We start from the raw sequence: 21,401 nt of genomic DNA on the forward strand, positions 1-21,401 counted from the left end.
CACGCAGGACTTCGAAGAGATCACACAGGGAGCAACCGGAATGGGTTCGGTTCGTGTAGCCATCGTCGGCGTGGGCAACTGCGCCGCCTCGCTGGTGCAGGGCGTCGAGTACTACAAGGACGCCGACCCGGCCACCAAGGTCCCGGGTCTGATGCACGTCCAGTTCGGCGACTACCACGTCGGTGACGTGGAGTTCGTCGCCGCGTTCGACGTCGACGCCAAGAAGGTCGGCCTCGACCTCTCGGACGCCATCGGCGCCAGCGAGAACAACACCATCAAGATCTGCGACGTCCCGAACAAGGGCGTCACGGTCCAGCGCGGCCACACCCTGGACGGTCTCGGCAAGTACTACCGCATGACCATCGAGGAGTCCGCCGAGGCTCCGGTCGACGTCGTCCAGGTCCTCAAGGACAAGCAGGTCGACGTTCTGGTCTGCTACCTGCCGGTCGGTTCCGAGGACGCCGCGAAGTTCTACGCGCAGTGCGCCATCGACGCCAAGGTCGCGTTCGTCAACGCTCTCCCGGTCTTCATCGCCGGCACCAAGGAGTGGGCGGACAAGTTCACCGAGGCGGGCGTCCCGATCGTCGGCGACGACATCAAGTCGCAGGTCGGCGCCACCATCACGCACCGCGTGATGGCGAAGCTGTTCGAGGACCGCGGTGTCCGTCTTGAGCGCACCATGCAGCTCAACGTCGGCGGCAACATGGACTTCAAGAACATGCTGGAGCGCGACCGCCTCGAGTCCAAGAAGATCTCGAAGACGCAGGCCGTCACCTCGCAGATCCCCGACCGCGACCTGGGCGAGAAGAACGTCCACATCGGTCCGTCGGACTACGTGGCCTGGCTGGACGACCGCAAGTGGGCGTACGTGCGCCTCGAAGGCCGTGCCTTCGGTGACGTTCCGCTGAACCTGGAGTACAAGCTCGAGGTCTGGGACTCCCCGAACTCGGCGGGTGTCATCATCGACGCCCTGCGCGCCGCGAAGATCGCCAAGGACCGCGGTATCGGCGGCCCGATCCTGTCGGCGTCGAGCTACTTCATGAAGTCCCCGCCGGTGCAGTACTTCGACGACGAGGCCTTCGCCAACGTCGAGAAGTTCATCAAGGGCGAGGTCGAGCGCTAGAGCTCGCACCCCTGAGGACTGCCGAAGGGTCCCCGTGCGACATGTGCGCCCGGGGACCCTTCGGATATGTGACGCTTGCTCACATGCCCGTCGTACGTGATCTCCGCGTGCTCCTGCGCCTGAAGCATTTCCGGCATCTGCTGGCCGTACGACTGCTGTCCCAGGCCGCGGACGGCGTCTACCAGGTCGCCCTCGCCACGTACGTCGTCTTCTCCCCCGAAAAGCAGGCCTCGCCCGGCGCGATCGCCTCCGCCATGGCCGTCCTGCTCCTCCCGTACTCGCTCGTCGGCCCCTTCGCGGGAGTGCTGCTCGACCGCTGGCGACGGCGCCAGGTCTTTCTGTACGGCAATCTCCTGCGGGCCGCACTGGCCGGCGGCACCGCGCTGCTCGTCCTCGGGTCCGCGCCGGACTGGCTCTTCTACGCCTCCGCGCTCGCCGTGACGGCCGTCAACCGCTTCGTCCTGGCCGGGCTCTCGGCCTCGTTGCCCCGGGTGGTGGACGCCGAACGGCTCGTCATGGCCAACTCGCTCTCCCCGACCGCGGGGACGCTGGCCGCCACCGCCGGCGGCGGGCTGGCCTTCGCGTTGCGTCTCGTGATCGACGCGGATGTCGCGACCGTCATTCTGGGCGCCGTCCTCTATCTCTGCGCGTCCCTGGCCTCCCTGCGCCTGCCTCCCGGCCTGCTCGGGCCGGACCCCACGGCCTCCCACCCCGGCCTTGCCGCGGTGATCCGCTCTACGGCACGCGGACTGGCCGACGGCGTACGGCACTTGAACAAGCGCAGGCCTGCCGCCCGAGTCCTCACCGCGATGACGCTCATGCGGTTCTGCTACGGGGCACTGACCGTGATGCTCCTGATGCTCTGCCGGTACGCCTGGGCCGATGGGCCCGGAAACGACGCTGGGGCCGATGGTCTCGCCCTGCTCGGGCTCGCCGTGGGCATCTCGGGAGCGGGTTTCTTCGCGGCGGCCGTCATGACCCCTTGGGCAGTGGCGCGGCTCGGCCAGTACCGCTGGATCGTGGTGTGCTCGGCGACCGCCGCGGTCCTCGAACCGGCACTCGGCCTGCCGTTCGCCCCCGCACCGATGCTGGTCGCCGCCTTCGTCCTCGGCCTCGTTACCCAGGGCGCGAAGATCACCACGGACACGGTGATCCAGTCCACGGTGGACGACTCGTTCCGGGGCCGGATCTTCTCCCTCTACGACGTCCTCTTCAACATGGCGTTCGTCGGCGCCGCCGCGATCGCCGCCCTGATGCTCCCTCCGGACGGCCGCTCGCCCTCCCTCGTCATCACGGTGTCCCTCATCTATGCAGCGGTAGCAGCGTTTATGACCCGGTTTCCGCACGCGTGAGTGTCACATCGGGGCCACAGAGTGGGCCGCGGTATCGGCGTTGACCTGGGGGCCCGCTAACTTACGGGCGTCATACATCGCCATCTTCATAGGGGGACCCTCTCCGTGACCACGCCGCCCCAGGGCCAGAACCCGTACGCCCAGAACCCCAACGCACCGTACGGGCAGCCCGGCTTCCCGCCGCAGGGCGCGCCCTACCAGGGCGTTCCGATGGCCCCGCAGGGCACCCCGACCCGCGGTGGCGCCAAGAATGCACTCAAGGCGATCGGCATCGTCGTCGCCCTGATCGTCATAGGCGTCGGCTGGTATCTCAACAAGGACAGCAACGAAGACGCCAAGCAACTGGCCGTCGGCGACTGCCTGTACAACAAAGGCACCGACAGCAGCCCCGACATCCAGCAGGTGAGCTGCACGGACAGCAAGGCGACCAACAAGGTGCTCAAGAAGAGCCCCGGCGCCAGCGTTCCTCAGCTGACCTGTCAGAACGTCACCGGAACCACGGCAGCCTTTACGTGGAAGGAAAGGGGTAACTCCTTCACGCTCTGCCTGGGTGACACCAAGTAGCACCCTCATACGCGGGGGCGGTGTTTCACGTGAAACACCGCCCCCGCGTCATGCCCTCACCCGGTCATGTTTCACGTGAAACACGACCTCAGCCCTGCGCCGCCCACCATTCCTTCAGCGCCGCGACCGCCGCATCGTGCTCCATCGGCCCGTTCTCCAGGCGGAGTTCCAGCAGATGCTTGTACGCCTGACCGATCGCCGGGCCCGGGCCGATGCCCAGGATCTCCATGATCTGGTTGCCGTCCAGGTCGGGTCGGATCGAGTCCAGCTCCTCCTGCTGCTGAAGCTCCTCGATCCGCTCTTCGAGGCCGTCGTAGGCTCGCGACAGCGCGCTCGCCTTGCGCTTGTTGCGCGTGGTGCAGTCCGAGCGGGTCAGCTTGTGCAGCCGCTCAAGGAGCGGGCCCGCGTCGCGGACGTAGCGGCGCACCGCGGAGTCGGTCCATTCCCCCGTGCCGTAGCCGTGGAAGCGCAGATGCAGTTCCACGAGCTTCGAGACGTCCTTGACCATGTCGTTCGAGTACTTCAGCGCGGTCATCCGCTTCTTGGTCATCTTCGCGCCGACCACCTCGTGGTGGTGGAAGGAGACCCGCCCGTCCGACTCGAAACGCCGCGTCCTCGGCTTGCCGATGTCGTGCAGCAGCGCCGCGAGCCGCAGCACCAGGTCCGGCCCGTCCTGCTCCAGGTCGATCGCCTGGTCCAGCACCGTCAGCGAGTGCTCGTAGACGTCCTTGTGCCGGTGGTGTTCGTCACTCTCCAGCCTCAGGGCCGGCAGCTCCGGCAGTACGTGTTCGGCGAGTCCGGTGTCGACGAGGAGCCGCAGCCCCTTCTTCGGGTGGGCCGAAATCAGCAGCTTGTTCAGCTCGTCCCGCACGCGCTCCGCGGACACGATCTCGATGCGGCCCGACATTTCCGTCATGGCCGTGACGACCTCGGGGGCCACCTCGAAGTCCAGCTGGGCGGCGAAGCGCGCGGCACGCATCATCCGCAGCGGGTCGTCGGAGAAGGACTCCTCGGGCGTCCCGGGCGTGCGGAGCACCCGCGCGGCCAGGTCCTCGAGGCCCCCGTGCGGGTCGACGAACTCCTTCTGAGGCAGTGCCACCGCCATCGCGTTGACCGTGAAGTCGCGGCGGACGAGGTCTTCCTCGATGGAGTCGCCGTAGGACACCTCGGGCTTGCGTGACGTCCGGTCGTACGCCTCGGAGCGGTAGGTCGTGACCTCGATCTGGTAGCCGTCCTTCTGGCAGCCCACCGTCCCGAAGGCGATCCCGACCTCCCAGACCGCGTCCGCCCACGGCCGCACGATCTTCAGCACGTCCTCGGGCCGGGCATCGGTTGTGAAGTCCAGGTCGTTGCCGAGCCGCCCGAGCAGTGCGTCCCTGACCGAGCCGCCCACGAGGGCAAGCGAGAACCCGGCCTCCTCGAATCGGATGGCGAGGTCGTCCGCGACTGGGGACACCCGCAGCAATTCGGTCACCGCGCGGCGCTGCACCTGGCTCAGTGCACTGGGATTGTCTTCGTTGGCGTTCGGCACAACAGAAAAGGGTACGTGGCCCGGCCGACCGGGGCGTCACCGTTTATGACCGGCCCCGGTACGCACGCGCCCTCGCCGGTACGGCAATCTTCCGATCATGTGGAGCAGTCCGCGGCACTTCGCCACAGTCCGCATCGTTACCATGCGTGGACGCAGCAACCGACAGCGACGACAGCGAGGGACGGGCGAGCGCGTGGCCGAGGCGGCAGATTCCCAGGGGATGACTCCCTCTCCTGCCCGCCGGTGGTTGCGCCGCACAGCGGCGCTGCTCGTCGGCGCCCCTTTGTTCGCGGGCCTGCTGTCCGCCACGGCCGCCCCTGCGGCGCAGGCGGCCGAGGACGCGGTGGGCGGCCAGAGCGTCCAGGTGTCCCTCGACTCAGTGGCCCCCAAGGCCCCGGTCAAGAGCGACACGCTGACGATCTCCGGCACGGTGACCAACAAGGGCAAGCAGGCCGTCACCAGCGCCCATGTGGGGCTCCGGGTGGGGTCGAAACTGTCCGGACGCAGCGGGATCGACGAGACAGCCGGCCGCACCGGCTACGCGCCGGGTACCGACGCCGCGGAGGTCGCCGACGGCCCCACGGTCAAATTCGCCAAGCTGGAGGCGGGCGTCAGCCAGGAGTTCACGCTCTCCGTGCCAGTCTCCAAGCTAGGCCTGAGCGATGACGGGGTGTACCCGCTCGGCGTCTCGCTGTCCGGCCAGACCGCGACCCAGCAGTACGACCAGGTGCTCGGCATCCAGCGCACGTACCTGCCCTGGCAGCCGGACGCCATCGAGGGCAAGAAAAGCCAGCTCACCTTCCTGTGGCCGCTGATCTCGTCGTCCCACCTCACCGCCCAGACGGGCTCGGACGCCCAGCAGACGCCGGTGTTCGCCGACGACTCCCTGGCCAGGGACATCGGCCCCGGCGGCAGGCTGGAGCAGATGGTCTCGCTCGGCAAGCAGCTGCCCATCACCTGGGTGATCGACCCCGATCTGCTGGCCACCGTCGACGCGATGACCCGCAACTACAAGATCAAGGTCGGCGACAACCTGGTCAACGGCACCAGCCAGGACGTGGCCAAGGCGTGGCTGAGTTCGCTGGAGGCCGCGGTCCAGGGCGAGAAGGTCGTCGCGCTGCCGTTCGCCGACCCCGACCTGGCCTCGCTCGCCCACCACGGCCGGGACGTCCCGGGCTCGCTGGGGCATCTGCAGAGCGCCACCGAGGTCGCGCAGAAGACCATCGACACGATCCTGCACGTGACCCCGTCGGTCGACTACTCCTGGCCCGTGGACGGTGCCGTCGACCCGTCGATCGTCGATGTGGCCACGTCGGCCGGCGCGCACAACGTGATCGCCCGCGGCGACAGCCTGCGGGACACGCTCGCGTACTCGCCCACCGCGACCAGGCCGATCGGCGGCGGCGTCAACGCCATCGTCGCCGACGCCCGGCTCTCCACCGCCTTCCAGGGCGATATGTCCATGGCGGACACCTCGGCCCTGGCCGAGCAGCGGTTCCTCGCACAGACCCTCTCGATCACGCTGCAGGACACCGACAAGCAGCGCAGCATCGTCGTCGCCCCCCAGCGGATGCCGTCCGTCAGCCAGGCGCAGACGATGGCCGCCGCTCTGCACGCGCTGGATCCGCAGCGCTGGACCCAGCCCCTCGACCTGTCCGCGGCGGCCACGGCCAAGCCCGACCCGCTCGCCACCACGAAGGTGCCCGGCGCGGGCGCGTACCCGGACGCGCTGCGCCAGCAGGAACTGCCGCTCAACGCCTTCCAGGACATGAAGAACACCCAGGGCACCCTGGACCGGTTCAAGGTCATCCTTAGCGCGCCCGACAGGGTGGTCACGCCCTTCGGCAACGCGATCAACCGGGAGATGTCGACGTCCTGGCGCGGCGACTCGGGCGGCGCCCAGAACTACCGGGCCGGCGTTCAGCTCTACCTGGACGGCCTGGCCGACCAGGTCCACCTCATCCAGAAGTCGACGGCCACGATGTCGGGGCGCAGCGCCACCATCGCCGTCACCGTGCAGAACAAGCTGGTGCAGGGCGTCGACCATCTGGTGCTGAGACTCCAGCCGAAGAGTCCCACCCGCCTGCAGCTGGGCGAGGACGGCAACGCGATCGGCGAACAGCCGGTCAAGGTGGACGGCGACCGCAGCCAGTCGGTGAAGTTCACCGCCATCGCCAACGCCAACGGCCCCGTTCCGGTGACCGCCCGGCTCTACACCGAGGACGGCACGCCGTACGGTGAGCCGATGGAGTTCACCGTCCAGGTCTCCGAGATCACTCCGACGGTGATGCTGGTCATCGCCGGCGGTGTCCTGCTCCTGGTGCTCGCCGGCATCAGGATGTACACCCACCGCAAGCGCTCCATGGCTCGCGAGGAGTCCGACGGCGACGACGACCCCGGTCGGTCGAACGGTTCGGCAGACGCCGATCCCGAGCAGCCGAGTGACCCGACACCGGACACCGGTCCGGAAAGCGGGGCCGCACCCGGCCCGGGTGAGAAAGTGGACCATTGAGCTATGTCGTGGCCGGTCGGCCGGGGACGATGAGGTGGGGTAACCATGAACGCGCCGTACGACGGTGACCGTGGGCAGGGCGGTGGCAGCGGTGCCGCGCCCTCCGGGGGCATGCCCCCGGCACCCGCCCAGCCGGGCCAGGTCCCGCCGCCGCAGTCCGCCCCCGACCCGTACGTCCAGGACGCCTACACCTACGACCCCTACCGGTCGCAGGACCTCTCCGCCCAGGACCCGGTGGCCGAGGCGCTCTACGACCGCGCCGCGCACCCGCCGCCGCCCCCGGGCACCTACGCCGAGCAGCCGCCGCTCTACCAGCAGCCCGCCGCCCAGCAGTACGCGCCCGACCCGCGGATCTGGGCGCAGACCCCGCCGCCCGAGCCCGAGGGCCCCTCGCGCCATCTGCCCTACGGCGACGACGCGAGGACCACGCAGTTCGTGGGCGTCGACGACCTGGTCACCCAGGCGGGTGAGGAGCTGCCCGAGCAGGACGCGTTCGCCCACCTCTACCGGGACCAGCAGCAGGCGGGCCAGCCCCCGGCGCCCTCAGCGCCGGAACAGGCACCCGAGCCGCCTCCGAAGCCGGCCGGCCGAGCCTCCAGCCTGATGAAGTCCAGCGCCGTGATGGCGGCGGGCACCCTCGTGTCCCGCCTCACGGGCTTCGTGCGCAGCCTGGTGATCACCGCGGCGCTGGGTGCCGCGCTGCTCGGTGACACGTTCACCATCGCGCTCACCCTGCCGACGATGATCTACATCCTCACCGTCGGCGGCGGTCTGAACTCGGTGTTCGTGCCCCAGCTGGTCCGCTCCATGAAGGACGACGAGGACGGCGGCGAGGCCTACGCCAACCGTCTCCTCACCCTCGTCATGGTGGCGCTCGGCACCATCGTCGCGCTCGCCGTCATCGGGGCGCCGCTGCTGATCCAGCTGATGTCGCCGACCATCGGCAACGACGCGGCCGCCAACAGCGTCGCCGTCACGTTCGCCCGCTACTGCCTGCCCACGATCTTCTTCATGGGCGTGCACGTGGTGATGGGCCAGATCCTCAACGCCCGCGGCAAGTTCGGCGCGATGATGTGGACCCCGGTCCTCAACAACATCGTGATGATCTGCACGTTCGGCCTGTTCATCTGGGTGTACGGCACCTCCGCCGAGTCCCACATGGGCGTCCAGACGATTCCGCACGACGGTGTCCGGCTGCTCGGCATCGGTACCCTGCTCGGCCTGGTCGTGCAGGCTCTGGCGATGCTTCCCTACCTCCGCGAGACCGGCTTCCGCTTCCGGCCGCGCTTCGACTGGAAGGGCCACGGGCTCGGCAAGACGGTCAAGCTCGCCAAGTGGACCGTGATGTTCGTGCTCGCCAACCAGGCCGGAGTCATCGTCGTCACGCGGTTCGCCACGGCTGCCGGCAAGGAATCGGGGCGCTCCGGCGCCGGCTTCCTCGCCTACTCCAACGCCCAGCTGATCTGGGGCATGCCGCAGGCCATCATCACCGTCTCGGTCATGGCCGCGCTGCTGCCGCGCATCTCGCGTGCCGCGCACGACAACGACCCAGGCGCGGTCCGCGACGACATCTCGCAGGGCCTGCGGAACTCGGCGGTCGCGATTGTGCCGGTCGCCTTCGCTTTCCTCGCACTGGGCGTCCCCATGTGCACCCTGCTGTACGCGTCCAGCGGCGTCCAGGCCGCCCAGTCCATGGGCTTCATCCTGATGGCGTTCGCGCTCGGCCTGATCCCCTACTCCGTGCAGTACGTCGTCCTGCGCGGCTTCTACGCGTACGAGGACACCCGCACGCCCTTCTACAACACGGTCATCGTGGCTGCCGTCAACGCGGCCGCCTCGGCCGTTTGCTACGTAGTGCTGCCCGCCCGATGGGCGGTCGTGGGCATGGCTGCCGCATACGGCCTGGCCTACGCCGTGGGCGTCGGGGTGGCCTGGCGGCGACTGCGCAACCGGCTGGGCGGCGACCTGGACGGTGCGCACGTCCTGCGTACGTACGCCCGGCTCTGCCTCGCCGCGGTGCCGGCCGCGGTGGCCGGTGGCGCGGTCGGCTTCGGCCTGCTGAAGTTCCTGGGCGAGGGCGCGGGAGGATCGGTCGTGGCGCTGGTCGTCGGCGGTGCCGTACTGCTCGGCGTCTTCTTCGTCGCGGCCAAGCGGATGCGCATCGAAGAGCTCAACGCCATGGTCGGAATGGTGCGCGGGCGGCTCGGCCGCTGAGGCCGGAGCCCGCGCACAACCATCGTCGGCCACCGCGTGTCGTGCATAGTGCCGGACTGTGGGCACAATTGGCATGACTTTGCATGGCTGGCCTACAGCACGCAACGGATGGGGAGGCAGGAGCGACGGTGGCGGAACGTAGCACGGCTGCCGTCGACGTGGCCGACAACAGCGGCGACAACCCGCTGACCGCCAAGGCGGACAAGGCGACGACCGACGGGGTGACGGAGTCCATCGACACGGCAGACACGGCTGAGCAGAGCACGAACGGCACCGGCGGCGAGCGCAAGGCCACCGAGCCGACGATCGCGACGCCCGAACTGCACAGCGGCCACAAGCTGGCCAGACGCTACCGTCTCGAGGAGTGCGTCACCCGTCTGGACGGTTTCAGCAGCTGGCGTGCCGTCGACGAGAAACTCCGCCGGGCCGTCGGCGTCCACCTGCTGCCCGCCGACCACCCGCGAGCGCGCTCCGTGCTGGCCGCCGCCCGCTCCTCCGCACTGCTCGGCGACCCCCGCTTCGTGCAGGTCCTGGACGCCGTCGAGGAGAACGACCTCGTTTACGTCGTGCACGAGTGGCTGCCCGACGCCACCGAGCTGACCGCCCTGCTGGCGCTCGGCCCGCTGGAGGCGCACGACGCCTACCAGATGGTCACGCAGGTCTCCCAGGCCATGGCGGCCGCCCACCGCGAGGGCCTCGCCCACCTCAGGCTCACCCCGAGCGCGGTCCTGCGGACCTCGACGGGGCAGTACCGCATCCGCGGCCTGGCCGTCGCCGCCGCGCTGCGCGGCATCAGCTCCGACACCCCGCAGCGAAGCGACACCGAGGCCATCGGCGCCCTCCTGTACGCCGTCCTCACCCAGCGGTGGCCGTACGAGAGCGATGCTTACGGTCTGCACGGGCTGCCCAAGGGCGTCGGCCTGATCGCCCCCGACCAGGTACGGGCGGGCGTCCACCGGGGCCTCTCGGAGCTCGCGATGCGGGCGCTGGTCAACGACGGGGCCACCGCGTCCCGCCAGGACCCGCCCTGCACCACCCCTGACGAGCTGGTCAAGGCCGTCGGGGAGATGCCGCGCATCCGCCCGCCGGAGCCCGCGTTCACCGCGCCGCCCGAGTACCAGCGCACCACCTACCAGCAGGGGACGTACGGCCGCCCGACCGCAGGCCCCGGCCCCTCCGTCACCCAGCCCGTGACGCCTCCGCCCCCGGCACTACAGGGCCGCACCGGCAAGGCCCTCAAGTGGGCCGTCTCCGCACTCCTGATCGCCGCACTGGGCCTCGGCAGCTGGCAGCTGGCCGACGCCCTCCTCCACCGCGACAAGGGCGGCTCCAACGAGACGGGCAACACCCAGACCACGGACCATGGCAACGGGGACGGAGACAAGCCGAAGGCTCCCGTGCCGATCAAGATCCAGGACGCCGAGGAGTACGCACCGGACGGGTCACCGCAGAACGCGGCCGAGGTGAAGAACACGTACGACGGCAGTACGACGAGCTACTGGCGCACCAAGAGCTTCAAGCAGGGCCCTGACCTGGTGCCCTCGGTGAAGACCGGCGTCGGCATCGTCTACGACCTCGGCTCGGCCAAGGACATCTCGACCGCGTCGATACTGTTGCGCTACGGCGGAGACCACACCACGATCACGCTATACGCGACGGACTCTCTTTCTCCGTCAACACCGGTCAGCTCGATGAAACAGATCGCCACCATCAAGACCAGTGACACCAAGGCCGACCTGAAGGCGAGCACCCCGGTCAAGTCGCAGTACGTGCTGCTCTGGATGACGGCGATGCCGGAATCGCCCGAGGACAACTACAGCGGCGAGGGCCATAAACAGGGCATCACCGACGTTAAGTTCGCCGGCTGACCGAACGGCAGGGGAGGCTCACCGTTGGACGAGGCCACACTGGGCGACATGAGCGACCAGGACCTCCTGGCCCGCCACGTCGTCGGCGCCCCCGACGCCTTCGGTGAGATCGTGCGGCGTCACCGCGACCGGCTCTGGGCGGTGGCGCTGCGCACGCTGGGGGACCGCGAGGAGGCCGCTGACGCCGTCCAGGACGCCCTCGTCTCTGCCTATCGGGCCGCCCATACCTTCCGCGGTCAGTCGGCCGTCACCACGTGGCTGCACCGCATCACGGTGAACGCCTGCCTCGACCGGGCCCGCAAGGCAGCCTCCCGCAAGACGTCCCCGGTCGACGACACCGAGCGCCTGGACCAGCTCCTCGAGCCGCACGAGTCGGCCGAGGCCCCCGCCGAACGGCAGGATCTGCACCGGCAGCTCATGGAGGCCCTGGGCACCCTCCCGCCGGACCAGCGCGCCGCACTCGTACTCGTCGACATGCAGGGGTACCCCGTGGCGGAGGCGGCCCGCTTGCTCGATGTCCCCACAGGGACGGTGAAGAGCCGGTGTGCTCGGGGGCGGGCACGGCTGTTGCCGCTGCTCACTCATCTGCGCGCTGACGCGGGGGGTAGTGGTGAGTCTGGTGGGGGAAGGAACCGGACGCCGGGGACATCCGTCCCACCGGCGTCGGGCACAAACGATGCAGGACCGAGCGATTCGGCTGCCGTGAAGGGCGGAGGTGGGCGCGCGTGACATCCACGACCGGAACGACACAACACCCGGACGTCTCGGAGATCTCCGAACTCACCGAGGGCCTTTTGCCTCCATCGCGCACGGCGGACGTCCGTCGGCACTTGGAAGACTGCGCACTCTGCGCCGATGTACGGGCCTCTCTCGAAGAGATCCGTGATCTGCTCGGCACGCTTCCCGGGCCGCAGCGCATGCCCGCCGACGTGGCCGGACGCATCGATGCGGCGCTCGCCGCGGAAGCACTGCTGAACGCTACGGCCCCCGACGAACTCGCCCGTGAAACCACGCATGTTTCACGTGAAACGGCGGCTGCCGCGACCGAACCGGCAGGCGACACCACCCCTGTCTCCGCCAGTGCCGGCCTCCCGCCGGCCGACCGGCCCGCCGGGCACAGCCGCGCCGCCACGGGTCCCGGTCGCGCCGCCAAGACACGCCGACGCCGTGCGACCGTGCTCAGCGCGGTGCTCGGCGCCGCGGCCATCGGCGCGGGGATCTTCTTCGTGCAGAACAGCCAGTCGCCCACGTCGTCCTCTCATGCCGACCACACCGCGTCCGGCACGCCCGTGCCCGGCGGCACCGTCTACTCCTCGGGCATGCTCGAAGGACGGGTCCAGTCACTTCTTGCGGCCCAGCACGGCCAGACCGCCCAGAACGCGCCCTCGGCGAAGATCGCGCCGTCAACGAAGAATGCGCCCAGCGACGAGAACTCTTCGGACAGCGTGCGCTCCGCCGTCAGTGTCCCCGCCTGTGTCCAGGCAGCGACCGGGCAGACCTCTCAGGCGCCCCTGGCAGCCGAGCAGGGCACGTACGAGGGAGCCAAGGTGTATCTCGTCGTGCTGCCCGACCAGGCGAATCCCGCCAACGTGGAGGCGTACATCGTCGATGCGGCCTGCGAGAGCCTCGCCCCCTCGGCCCAGGGGAAGCTGTTGCTGACGCACTCCTACCCGCGCCGCTGAGACCTCGCGAAGGCCGCGTCTCCGCGCTGCCCGTCCGGCTCGGGAATGCATCCCCCGTAGGATCCGTTGGGTGGGGTGAGAGTCCTGGACCGGGGCCCCGACAGGCAGTAGGCAGTCCGCAGAGACGAGGAAGAAACCCGTGAGCGACGTCCGTAACGTGATCATCATTGGCTCGGGCCCGGCCGGATACACAGCCGCGCTGTACACCGCACGTGCGTCGCTGAAGCCGCTGGTGTTCGAGGGCGCCGTCACCGCCGGTGGCGCCCTGATGAACACCACCGAGGTGGAGAACTTCCCGGGCTTCCAGGACGGCATCATGGGCCCGGAGCTCATGGACAACATGCGCGGCCAGGCCGAGCGCTTCGGCGCCGAGCTGGTCCCCGACGATGTCGTCGCCGTCGACCTGACCGGTGAGATCAAGACCGTCACGGACACCGCGGGCACGGTCCACCGCGCCAAGGCCGTCATCGTCACCACCGGCTCGCAGCACCGCAAGCTGGGCCTGGCCAACGAGGACAAGCTGTCCGGCCGCGGTGTCTCGTGGTGCGCCACGTGCGACGGCTTCTTCTTCAAGGACCAGGACATCGCCGTCGTCGGCGGCGGCGACACCGCGATGGAGGAGGCGACCTTCCTCTCGCGCTTCGCCAAGTCGGTCACGATCATCCACCGCCGCGACAGCCTGCGCGCCTCCAAGGCGATGCAGGAGCGTGCCTTCGCCGACGAGAAGATCAAGTTCGCGTGGGACAGCGAGGTCGCCGAGATCCACGGCGACCAGAAGCTCGCCGGTCTGACGCTGCGCAACACCAAGACCGGCGCCACCTCCGAGCTGCCGGTGACGGGTCTCTTCATCGCCGTGGGCCACGACCCGCGCACCGAGCTCTTCAAGGGCCAGCTCAACCTGGACGACGAGGGCTACCTGAAGGTCGACGCCCCGTCGACGCGCACCAACCTGACGGGTGTCTTCGGCGCCGGCGACGTCGTCGACCACACCTACCGGCAGGCCATCACGGCCGCCGGCACCGGCTGCTCCGCCGCCCTCGACGCCGAGCGCTTCCTCGCCGCCCTGGCCGACAGCGAGAAGGCCGCAGCCGGCGTCTGATCCGCCCGTTCCAGCTTCCCCCCTCTCCCCCCAACACCCCTTAGGAGACTGCCGTGGCCGGCACCCTGAAGCACGTGACCGACGCCGACTTCGACGAGGTCGTCCTCAAGAGCGACAAGCCCGTCCTCGTGGACTTCTGGGCCGAGTGGTGCGGCCCGTGCCGCCAGATCGCCCCGTCGCTGGAGGCCATTGCCGCCGAGCACGGCGACCAGATCGAAATCGTCAAGCTCAACATCGACGAGAACCCGACGACCGCCGCCAAGTACGGCGTGATGTCGATTCCGACGCTCAACGTCTACCAGGGCGGCGAGGTCGCCAAGACGATCGTCGGCGCCAAGCCGAAGGCCGCGCTGCTGCGTGACCTCGACGTCTTCATCGCCGAGCAGTAAGCCTCGACGCACTCGTTGTTTCACGTGAAACGGGCCAGCTCCCTGATGGGGGCGGGCCCGTTTCTCATGGAAAACTCTTCTACAGCGGCCTGAGGGCCGGCTCCTTCTGGACTGCGCCGAGCAGCCGGTCCAGGGCCAGCTCGACATCTTCCTTCCAGGACAGCGTCGTTCGCAGTTCGAGCCGCATCCGCGGATATCTCGGGTGGTGCCGTACGGTCTTGAAGCCGACCGCCAGCAGATGATCAGCGGGCAGCACACAAGCGGGCTCCCGCCAACGGGCGTCCCCGAACGCCTCGATGGCCTTGAAATTACGGCGCAGCAGGTCTTTGGCGACCGTCTGCACCAGCACTCTCCCCAACCCCTGCCCCTGATAGCCCGGCATGATCCACCCCGTCATCAGCTGTACGGCGTCGGCAGACATCGGGCTGGTGGGAAACGCGGTGGATCGGGGCACGTAGGCCGGGGGCGCGTAGAGCACATAGCCGACCGGGATGTCGTCGACGTAGACGACCCGGCCGCAGGAGCCCCATTCCAGGAGCACTCCCGAGATCCAGGCCTCTTTCTCCAGCTCGGGTCTGCCCGCCTTTACCGCGGCTTCTCCGCTGACCGGATCGAGTTCCCAGAAGACGCAGCCTCGGCATCGCTTGGGGAGGTCCGGAAGGTTGTCCAGCGTGAGCGGTACGAGCCGACGCCCCATGGAGGCTGTTCCTCACTTCCCTCGCCTGCCGCACTCTGCGCGGCCGACAGCGCGCTCCACTCCCGGAGCAGGCTGCCGACGAACCCGCCGACCGCCCCGAGACCGAGCCCCGCCGTCACCAGTTGAGTGCGGCTCACCGTTCGCATGGCCCCCGCCCTCCCTAGAGGATGGATCAAGGTGGATGTGCCATACCAGAACGCATCGTATCCAGCGCATCACGGCGGGGATACCGTCCGCATGCAAAGGGCGGGCCGTGTTCCGGTATGAACCGGCACACGGCCCGCCCCTCAAGCGAAGCCGAACGGACTCAGCTGTCGTCGTCTTCCGAGGCGTCCTCGGCGAGGCCCTTCTCCAGGACCCGTCCCTCGCCCGGGGCAAGGGTGCCGAGAATCCTCTCCAGATCGTCCATCGAGGCGAACTCGACGACGATCTTTCCCTTCTTCTGGCCCAGGTCGACCTTCACCCTCGTCTCGAAGCGGTCCGAGAGCCGGGTCGCCAGGTCGGAGAGCGCCGGAGACAGACGCGTCCCCGCCCTCGGCCCCTTGGCCTTGGGAGCAGCCTGGGGCTCCGAGGACATCAGGCTGACGATCTCCTCGACCGCCCGCACCGAGAGCCCCTCGGCCACGATGCGGTGGGCGAGCCGGTCCTGCTCCCCGGTGTCCTCCACCGAGAGCAGCGCCCTGGCGTGGCCCGCCGAGATGACACCGGCGGCGACCCGGCGCTGCACAGGAGCCGAAAGACGCAGCAGACGCAGCGTGTTGGAGACCTGCGGTCGCGAGCGGCCAATGCGGTCCGCCAGCTGGTCATGGGTGCATTTGAAGTCCCTGAGCAACTGGTCGTAGGCGGCGGCCTCTTCCAGCGGGTTCAGCTGGGCCCGGTGGAGGTTCTCCAGGAGGGCATCGAGCAGAAGCTTCTCGTCGTCCGTCTCCCGGACGATCGCGGGGATCCGCTCAAGACCGGCCTCGCGGCAGGACCTCCAGCGCCGCTCGCCCATGATGAGCTCGTAGCGCTCGGAGCCGGCCTGCCGGACGACGACGGGCTGGAGCAGGCCGACTTCCTTGATGGAGGTGACCAGTTCGGACAGAGCGTCCTCGTCGAACACCTCACGCGGCTGACGCGGGTTGGGCGTGATCGAGTCGATCGGCAGCTCGGCGAAGAACGCACCGGCCGGGGTAACCGGCTCCGGTACGGACTCCGGCTCGGGCTCCGGAGCTGTTTCACGTGAAACAGGAGCCGACGGCAACGTCGTCACCTTGGCGGCCGCCACCCCTCGCTCCGCCGTCAGAACCGGCACCGCCGACGGGGACGTGGAAGCCGTCCCCACCGAGGAGCCCGGCTTCTCCTGCGTGGCGGACGGGATCAGCGCACCGAGCCCACGCCCCAATCCTCTGCGTCGCTCGCTCACTGGATCCCCTCCGACATGCTGTGCTGGTTGTTCTGGTTGACCACATGCGAGTGCGTGGGGTCGTACTGCACTCCGACACCGCGCAGGGCGATCTCGCGGGCAGCTTCGAGATACGAGAGCGAGCCGCTGGAGCCCGGGTCATAGGTGAGCACCGTCTGCCCGTAGCTCGGCGCCTCGGAGATGCGGACCGAGCGCGGAATGCTGGTCCTCAGCACCTCCTTGCCGAAGTGGCTGCGCACCTCGTCGGCCACCTGCGAGGCGAGCCGGGTCCTGCCGTCGTACATGGTGAGCAGGATCGTCGACACATGCAATGCCGGGTTGAGGTGGCCGCGTACGAGATCGACGTTCCTCAGGAGCTGGCCCAGGCCCTCCAATGCGTAGTACTCGCACTGGATCGGGATCAGGACCTCGGCCCCCGCGACCAGCGCGTTGACCGTCAGCAGGCCCAGCGAGGGCGGGCAGTCGATGAGGATGTAGTCCAGCGGCTGCTCGTACGCCTGGATGGCGCGCTGCAGCCGGCTCTCCCGGGCCACCAGGGACACGAGCTCGATCTCCGCACCGGCGAGATCGATCGTGGCTGGTGCGCAGAAGAGACCCTCGACGTCCGGGACGGGCTGGACCACTTCGGCGAGCGGCCTGCTCTCGACCAGGACGTCATAGATCGATGGGACTTCGGCGTGGTGGTCGATACCCAGCGCCGTCGAGGCGTTGCCCTGCGGATCGAGGTCGACGACCAGGACCCGTGCGCCGTGCAGCGCGAGGGAAGCGGCGAGGTTGACCGTGGTGGTGGTCTTTCCTACGCCGCCCTTCTGGTTGGCAACGACCATGATTCGGGTCTGCTCCGGCCGGGGCAGACCCTCGCCGGCACGGCCGAGAGCTTCCACCGCCAGCTGGGCAGCGCGACCGATGGGGGTGTCGTCCATCGGGGGCGGTGTTTCACGTGAAACATCCTCCCCCACCGATTCGGTTCGGGGACCGGGGACCGGATCGGTCATCGGTCCCGCGATGTTGGCGTCGGACCGCAAGGATTCACTCTCCTCGACTTCAGGCTCGCAATGCACAGAGCCTCCCATGTCTTCGGGGTCGTGAACCAGCGAGGCCCGGTCTTCTGTGGATGAATCCACCTCTGTGGACAACTCCGTAGCCCCCGCGGGGGACTCAGGGCCCCCTGCGAACGGCCTACGGTCGCGCGGCGAGGAAGCCGCACGGCCGCGGCTGATGATTCCGTGCAGCAGTGAGCGACGTTTCACGTGAAACACGATGCATCCGCGCTACCAGGAGACCGTTACGACACTCCGAAATGCGTACGTATGCCGCCTTCTATGGAGCATTCATCCACTGAACGCCCCGGCCGGGGGCGTTCAGCTCAGCGGCGACGCCGGGTGCGGCTGGTCCTGGCGGCCCTGGCGCGCTTCGCGGCGAACCGCACACCGCCGGGGCTCTCGCCGACCTCGACCCGTACGACCGTGGACAGCGGGTCCACAATGCCCTCACCCACGTGAAGCACCGTGGTCTCCACCACACCGAGCTTGCTCAGCGCGGCACGCGCACCCACGATCTCCTCCTCGGCCGTGTCGCCCTTGAGCGCGAGCATCTCGCCGTACGGACGCAGCAGCGGCACGCCCCAGCCGGCCAGCCGGTCCAGCGGTGCCACCGCGCGGGCGGTCACCACGTGCACCGGTGCGACCTTGCCCAGCATCTCCTCGGCACGGCCGCGCACCACGGTGACATGGTCGAGGCCCAGGAGCTCCACGGCTTCCTGGAGGAAGTTGGTGCGCCGCAGCAGCGGCTCAAGCAGCGTGATCTTCAGGTCCGGGCGCACCAGCGCCAGCGGGATACCGGGCAGCCCCGCACCCGAGCCGACGTCGCAGACCGTGACGCCCTCCGGGACGACCTCGGAGAGCACCGCGCAGTTGAGCAGATGCCGCTCCCACAGACGCGGCACCTCACGCGGCCCGATGAGGCCTCGCTTGACCCCCGCATCCGCGAGCAGCTCCGCATACCGCACGGCCTCCGGGAAGAACTCACCGAAAACCGCCCGCGCCTCTTCGGGCGCCGGGGGAAGCTCCGCTGCTGCCTCTGCCTCCGTCACGGGGACCGTCCTTCCCTACCTCGCGTTAACGCACTGTGGTGGCTGACTATCAGGCTGACAAAGATCGGCCCCGCCTGCGAACAGACGGGGCCGAGAAAGCAATGACCGCTCAGGCGGGCAGCACGACGACGAAGCGCTGCGGCTCCTCGCCCTCCGACTCGCTGCGCAGCCCCGCCGCCGCGACGGCGTCGTGCACGACCTTGCGCTCGAACGGCGTCATCGGGTCCAGCTTCACCGGCGCGCCGGTGCTCTTCACCTCGTCCGCCGCCTTGGCACCCAGCGCGGCGAGCTCCGTGCGCTTCTTGGCCCGGTAGCCGCCGATGTCCAGCATCAGCCGACTGCGGTCTCCGGTCTCACGGTGTACCGCGAGGCGCGTGAGCTCCTGGAGCGCCTCCAGCACCTCGCCGTCCCGGCCGACGAGCTTCTGCAGGTCACGGCTGCTGCTGTCACTGATGATCGAGACCGCGGCCCGGTCCGCCTCGACGTCCATGTCGATGTCGCCGTCGAGATCGGCGATGTCGAGCAGGCCCTCGAGGTAATCGGCGGCGATCTCCCCTTCCTGCTCCAGGCGGGAGAGGGTGTCGACGCCCTCAGCGGCCGGGGAGGTGGTGCCTTCCGTCACGGATGGACTCCTTCTTACTTCTTGGACGGGTGCTTGGGCCGCTGCTGACCCTTGCGCTGACCCGACTTGGCTCGTGCCTGGCCGGCGGTGGGCTTGCCCTGCTTCGGCTTGGCATCCTGCTTGGGCTTCGCGTCCTGCGGCTCGGCCTTCTTCTCGACGGCGTCCGAGGTCTCGGAGGAGTCCTTCGACAGCGAGGTCTTCGCGGCGGCCTCGTCCTGCTGAGCCGCACCCGCCTGCCGCTGTGCCTTGGTCTGCCGCTTGGGCTGCTGGCGCTTGGGAGCCGCCGCGCCCTCGGCCTCTGCGGCCGCCGGGTCGCTCTTCACCACGGAGCCGTCGGCCTGGGCCGCGAAGCCCTGCTTGGAGAGCGTGGTGACGAACTTGCGCTCGTTGTCGTTGCGGTCCGGGCCCTTGGCCACGATGGCCTGGACGACGGCGCGGCGCCGCTTGCCGCGGACCTCGCCATGCGCGGAAACGCTCTTGACCAGGCGGTCCAGGTAGTGCGCCTGGGCCTTGGAACCCGGCGTCGGGTTCTGGTTGATGACGTACATCTGCTGGCCCATGGTCCACACGTTGGTGGTCAGCCAGTAGACGAGGACACCGACGGGGAAGTTGATGCCCATCACGGCGAACATGACGGGGAAGACGTACATCAGCATCTTCTGCTGCTGCATGAACGGCGTCTTGACCGTGAGGTCGACGTTCTTCGTCATCAGCTGGCGCTGGGTGAAGAACTGCGAGGCCGACATCAGCACGATCATGATCGCGGTGATGATCCGGACGTCGGTCAGCGAAGCGCCGAGGCCCTCGACCTTGGAGGCGCTGTCCATGAACTTCGCCGCCAGCGGGGCACCGAAGATGTGGGCCTTCTGGGCGCTCTCGAGCAGCGGCTGGTTGATGACGCCGATGGTCTTGCCGTTGGCGATGCCGGCGAGCACGTGGTAGAGCGCGAAGAAGAACGGCGACTGAGCGAGGATCGGAAGGCACGAGGAGAGCGGGTTGGTGCCCGTCTCCTTGTACAGCTTCATCATCTCTTCGGACTGACGCTGCTTGTCGCTCTTGTACCGCTCCTGGATCGCCTTCATCTTCGGCTGGAGCGCCTGCATGTTCCGGGTCGACTTGATCTGCTTCACGAACAGCGGGATCAGGCAGATACGGATCAGCACCACAAGGGACACGATCGACAGGCCCCAGGCCCAACCCGTGTCCGGCCCGAAGATCGCGCCGTACAACTTGTGGAACTGGACGATGACCCAGGAAACAGGCCAGGTGATGAAGCTGAACAGACTGGCAATCGTGTCCACTAATCAGGCTCCTTGAGCATTGGGCGGGGTCTCTGCGGCCGGGCTTGTCTCGGTCTCAGCGGCGGACTGCCCGCCCTTGTCGCCGCGCCAGGCAGCGCGCAGCGCCTCGTGCCATCGAGGCCGCTTGCGCTCCGGTACGTAGTCCACACCGCCCGGCGACCACGGATTGCACCGCAGAATGCGCCAGGCGGTCAGGGCCGTGCCTTTGACGGCACCGTGCCGGTCGATCGCCGTATATCCATAGTGGGAACACGACGGGTAGTACCTGCAGACGGGCCCCAGAAGTGGGCTGATCGTCCACTGGTACAGCTTGATCAGGGCCAGCAGCGGGTACTTCATCGCGCGCCCCCTCCCAGCAGCCGCGCGAGGGCGGCGTCCAGGTCTCGGGCCAGCTGTGCATGGTCTGCATCACCCGCACCGGGCAATGCCCGTACGACCACCAGGCTACCGGCGGGCAACTGGGGCAGCCGTTCGCGCATCAGATGGCGAAGCCTGCGCTTCACCAGATTGCGGACGACAGCCACGCCGACGGCCTTGCTGACAACGAAACCCGCACGCGTCGGGGGAGCGCTCTCCCCAGGCGCGTGCGGGTCCGTTGTACCGCTGCGTAGATGGACGACGAGGAGCGGGCGGCCGGCCCGGCGTCCTCGGCGTACCGCGGTCGCGAAGTCCTCGCGCCGCCTCAGCCGATTCTCGGTAGGCAGCACGTCATGACCTGTTAGCTGATTACGCGGACAGGCTGGCGCGACCCTTGCCACGGCGGTTCGCGAGAATCGCGCGGCCGGCGCGGGTACGCATCCGCAGGCGGAAGCCGTGGGTCTTGGCGCGGCGACGGTTGTTCGGCTGGAAGGTGCGCTTGCTCACTCGGGGGCTCCAGAAATGATTCGTTGGCGGCGGGACATCGCCTGGCTGTCACCGTGCGCCCACGAGTAGCTCGCGTATACGCCCGT

At 68.7% G+C, this 21,401-nt stretch carries 20 protein-coding genes; 10 read left to right on the top strand and 10 right to left on the bottom strand.

What is annotated here, in order from left to right; translation table 11 throughout:
* Window positions 1-40 precede the first annotated feature (40 nt).
* From ACSHXC_RS19505 to ACSHXC_RS19515, 3 genes are all read left to right on the top strand, one after another.
* On the top strand, window positions 41-1,123 hold the full coding sequence (locus ACSHXC_RS19505) for an inositol-3-phosphate synthase (RefSeq protein ID WP_114038671.1): 1,083 nt from the start codon (window positions 41-43) through the stop codon (window positions 1,121-1,123).
* Between the two features lie 83 nt (window positions 1,124-1,206).
* The gene (locus ACSHXC_RS19510) at window positions 1,207-2,475 is read left to right on the top strand and encodes an MFS transporter (protein WP_438292770.1); all 1,269 of its coding nucleotides are present in this window, start codon (window positions 1,207-1,209) and stop codon (window positions 2,473-2,475) included.
* A 105-nt stretch (window positions 2,476-2,580) separates the two neighbouring features.
* The gene (locus tag ACSHXC_RS19515; RefSeq protein ID WP_438292771.1) at window positions 2,581-3,039 is read left to right on the top strand and encodes an LppU/SCO3897 family protein; all 459 of its coding nucleotides are present in this window, start codon (window positions 2,581-2,583) and stop codon (window positions 3,037-3,039) included.
* Between the two features lie 88 nt (window positions 3,040-3,127).
* On the opposite strand, the gene ACSHXC_RS19520 is transcribed toward ACSHXC_RS19515, so the two are convergent.
* The gene (locus ACSHXC_RS19520) at window positions 3,128-4,570 is read right to left on the bottom strand and encodes a CCA tRNA nucleotidyltransferase (RefSeq protein WP_438292772.1); all 1,443 of its coding nucleotides are present in this window, start codon (window positions 4,568-4,570) and stop codon (window positions 3,128-3,130) included.
* A gap of 193 nt (window positions 4,571-4,763) precedes the next feature.
* On the opposite strand from ACSHXC_RS19520, the gene ACSHXC_RS19525 reads away from it, so the two are divergent.
* From ACSHXC_RS19525 to trxA, 7 genes are all read left to right on the top strand, one after another.
* Window positions 4,764-7,082, top strand: coding sequence for a DUF6049 family protein (locus ACSHXC_RS19525; RefSeq protein ID WP_438292773.1), 2,319 nt, complete (start codon window positions 4,764-4,766; stop codon window positions 7,080-7,082).
* A 45-nt stretch (window positions 7,083-7,127) separates the two neighbouring features.
* Window positions 7,128-9,296 carry a murein biosynthesis integral membrane protein MurJ gene (gene murJ / locus ACSHXC_RS19530; RefSeq protein WP_438292774.1) on the top strand — a complete coding sequence of 723 codons (2,169 nt, stop codon included), beginning with the start codon at window positions 7,128-7,130 and terminating at the stop codon, window positions 9,294-9,296.
* 128 nt (window positions 9,297-9,424) lie between these two features.
* Window positions 9,425-11,164: a protein kinase family protein gene (locus ACSHXC_RS19535; RefSeq protein WP_438292775.1), complete on the top strand. Its 1,740-nt coding sequence runs from the start codon at window positions 9,425-9,427 to the stop codon at window positions 11,162-11,164.
* 24 nt (window positions 11,165-11,188) lie between these two features.
* The gene (gene sigM / locus ACSHXC_RS19540) at window positions 11,189-11,893 is read left to right on the top strand and encodes an RNA polymerase sigma factor SigM (RefSeq protein WP_438292776.1); all 705 of its coding nucleotides are present in this window, start codon (window positions 11,189-11,191) and stop codon (window positions 11,891-11,893) included.
* Window positions 11,890-12,846: an anti-sigma factor family protein gene (locus tag ACSHXC_RS19545; RefSeq protein WP_438292777.1), complete on the top strand. Its 957-nt coding sequence runs from the start codon at window positions 11,890-11,892 to the stop codon at window positions 12,844-12,846. The genes sigM and ACSHXC_RS19545 overlap by 4 nt, the downstream gene beginning before the upstream one ends.
* Before the next feature lie 139 nt (window positions 12,847-12,985).
* Window positions 12,986-13,945 carry a thioredoxin-disulfide reductase gene (trxB, locus tag ACSHXC_RS19550; RefSeq protein ID WP_438292778.1) on the top strand — a complete coding sequence of 320 codons (960 nt, stop codon included), beginning with the start codon at window positions 12,986-12,988 and terminating at the stop codon, window positions 13,943-13,945.
* Window positions 13,946-13,998: 53 nt separating this feature from the next.
* A complete protein-coding gene (trxA, locus tag ACSHXC_RS19555) occupies window positions 13,999-14,334 on the top strand; it encodes a thioredoxin (RefSeq protein ID WP_386033426.1) in 336 nt (111 codons plus the stop codon).
* A gap of 79 nt (window positions 14,335-14,413) precedes the next feature.
* On the opposite strand, the gene ACSHXC_RS19560 is transcribed toward trxA, so the two are convergent.
* From ACSHXC_RS19560 to rpmH, 9 genes are all read right to left on the bottom strand, one after another.
* Window positions 14,414-15,031, bottom strand: coding sequence for a GNAT family N-acetyltransferase (locus ACSHXC_RS19560; RefSeq protein WP_438292779.1), 618 nt, complete (start codon window positions 15,029-15,031; stop codon window positions 14,414-14,416).
* 307 nt (window positions 15,032-15,338) lie between these two features.
* Window positions 15,339-16,436 (bottom strand): ParB/RepB/Spo0J family partition protein, encoded by a 1,098-nt coding sequence (locus tag ACSHXC_RS19565; protein ID WP_438292780.1) that lies wholly within the window; start codon window positions 16,434-16,436, stop codon window positions 15,339-15,341.
* A complete protein-coding gene (locus ACSHXC_RS19570) occupies window positions 16,433-17,509 on the bottom strand; it encodes an AAA family ATPase (protein WP_189969878.1) in 1,077 nt (358 codons plus the stop codon). The genes ACSHXC_RS19565 and ACSHXC_RS19570 overlap by 4 nt, the downstream gene beginning before the upstream one ends.
* A gap of 293 nt (window positions 17,510-17,802) precedes the next feature.
* Window positions 17,803-18,528 (bottom strand): 16S rRNA (guanine(527)-N(7))-methyltransferase RsmG, encoded by a 726-nt coding sequence (gene rsmG / locus ACSHXC_RS19575; protein WP_438292781.1) that lies wholly within the window; start codon window positions 18,526-18,528, stop codon window positions 17,803-17,805.
* 109 nt (window positions 18,529-18,637) lie between these two features.
* Window positions 18,638-19,150: a protein jag gene (locus ACSHXC_RS19580; protein ID WP_344370897.1), complete on the bottom strand. Its 513-nt coding sequence runs from the start codon at window positions 19,148-19,150 to the stop codon at window positions 18,638-18,640.
* A gap of 14 nt (window positions 19,151-19,164) precedes the next feature.
* A complete protein-coding gene (gene yidC, locus ACSHXC_RS19585; protein WP_438292782.1) occupies window positions 19,165-20,451 on the bottom strand; it encodes a membrane protein insertase YidC in 1,287 nt (428 codons plus the stop codon).
* Window positions 20,452-20,454: 3 nt separating this feature from the next.
* Window positions 20,455-20,790: a membrane protein insertion efficiency factor YidD gene (gene yidD, locus ACSHXC_RS19590; protein ID WP_078966182.1), complete on the bottom strand. Its 336-nt coding sequence runs from the start codon at window positions 20,788-20,790 to the stop codon at window positions 20,455-20,457.
* The gene (rnpA, locus tag ACSHXC_RS19595; protein ID WP_078966183.1) at window positions 20,787-21,158 is read right to left on the bottom strand and encodes a ribonuclease P protein component; all 372 of its coding nucleotides are present in this window, start codon (window positions 21,156-21,158) and stop codon (window positions 20,787-20,789) included. Before rnpA ends, yidD begins: the two co-directional genes overlap by 4 nt.
* Window positions 21,159-21,177: 19 nt before the next feature.
* Window positions 21,178-21,315, bottom strand: a complete 138-nt coding sequence (gene rpmH, locus ACSHXC_RS19600; RefSeq protein ID WP_006381191.1) for a 50S ribosomal protein L34 — start codon at window positions 21,313-21,315, stop codon at window positions 21,178-21,180.
* Window positions 21,316-21,401 lie beyond the last annotated feature (86 nt).

Origin of the sequence: Streptomyces sp. HUAS TT7 (assembly GCF_051550175.1) — a bacterium.
Classification (GTDB): Bacteria; Actinomycetota; Actinomycetes; order Streptomycetales; family Streptomycetaceae; genus Streptomyces.

Bases quoted from the DNA above. Each gene is read 5' to 3' on its own strand.
- ACSHXC_RS19505 (WP_114038671.1), top strand. From the start codon at position 41: ATGGGTTCGGTTCGTGTAGCCATCGTCGGCGTGGGCAACTGCGCCGCC.
- ACSHXC_RS19510 (WP_438292770.1), top strand. From the start codon at position 1,207: ATGCCCGTCGTACGTGATCTCCGCGTGCTCCTGCGCCTGAAGCATTTC.
- murJ (WP_438292774.1), top strand. From the start codon at position 7,128: ATGAACGCGCCGTACGACGGTGACCGTGGGCAGGGCGGTGGCAGCGGT.
- ACSHXC_RS19560 (WP_438292779.1), bottom strand. From the start codon at position 15,031: ATGGGGCGTCGGCTCGTACCGCTCACGCTGGACAACCTTCCGGACCTC.
- ACSHXC_RS19570 (WP_189969878.1), bottom strand. From the start codon at position 17,509: ATGGGAGGCTCTGTGCATTGCGAGCCTGAAGTCGAGGAGAGTGAATCC.
- yidD (WP_078966182.1), bottom strand. From the start codon at position 20,790: ATGAAGTACCCGCTGCTGGCCCTGATCAAGCTGTACCAGTGGACGATC.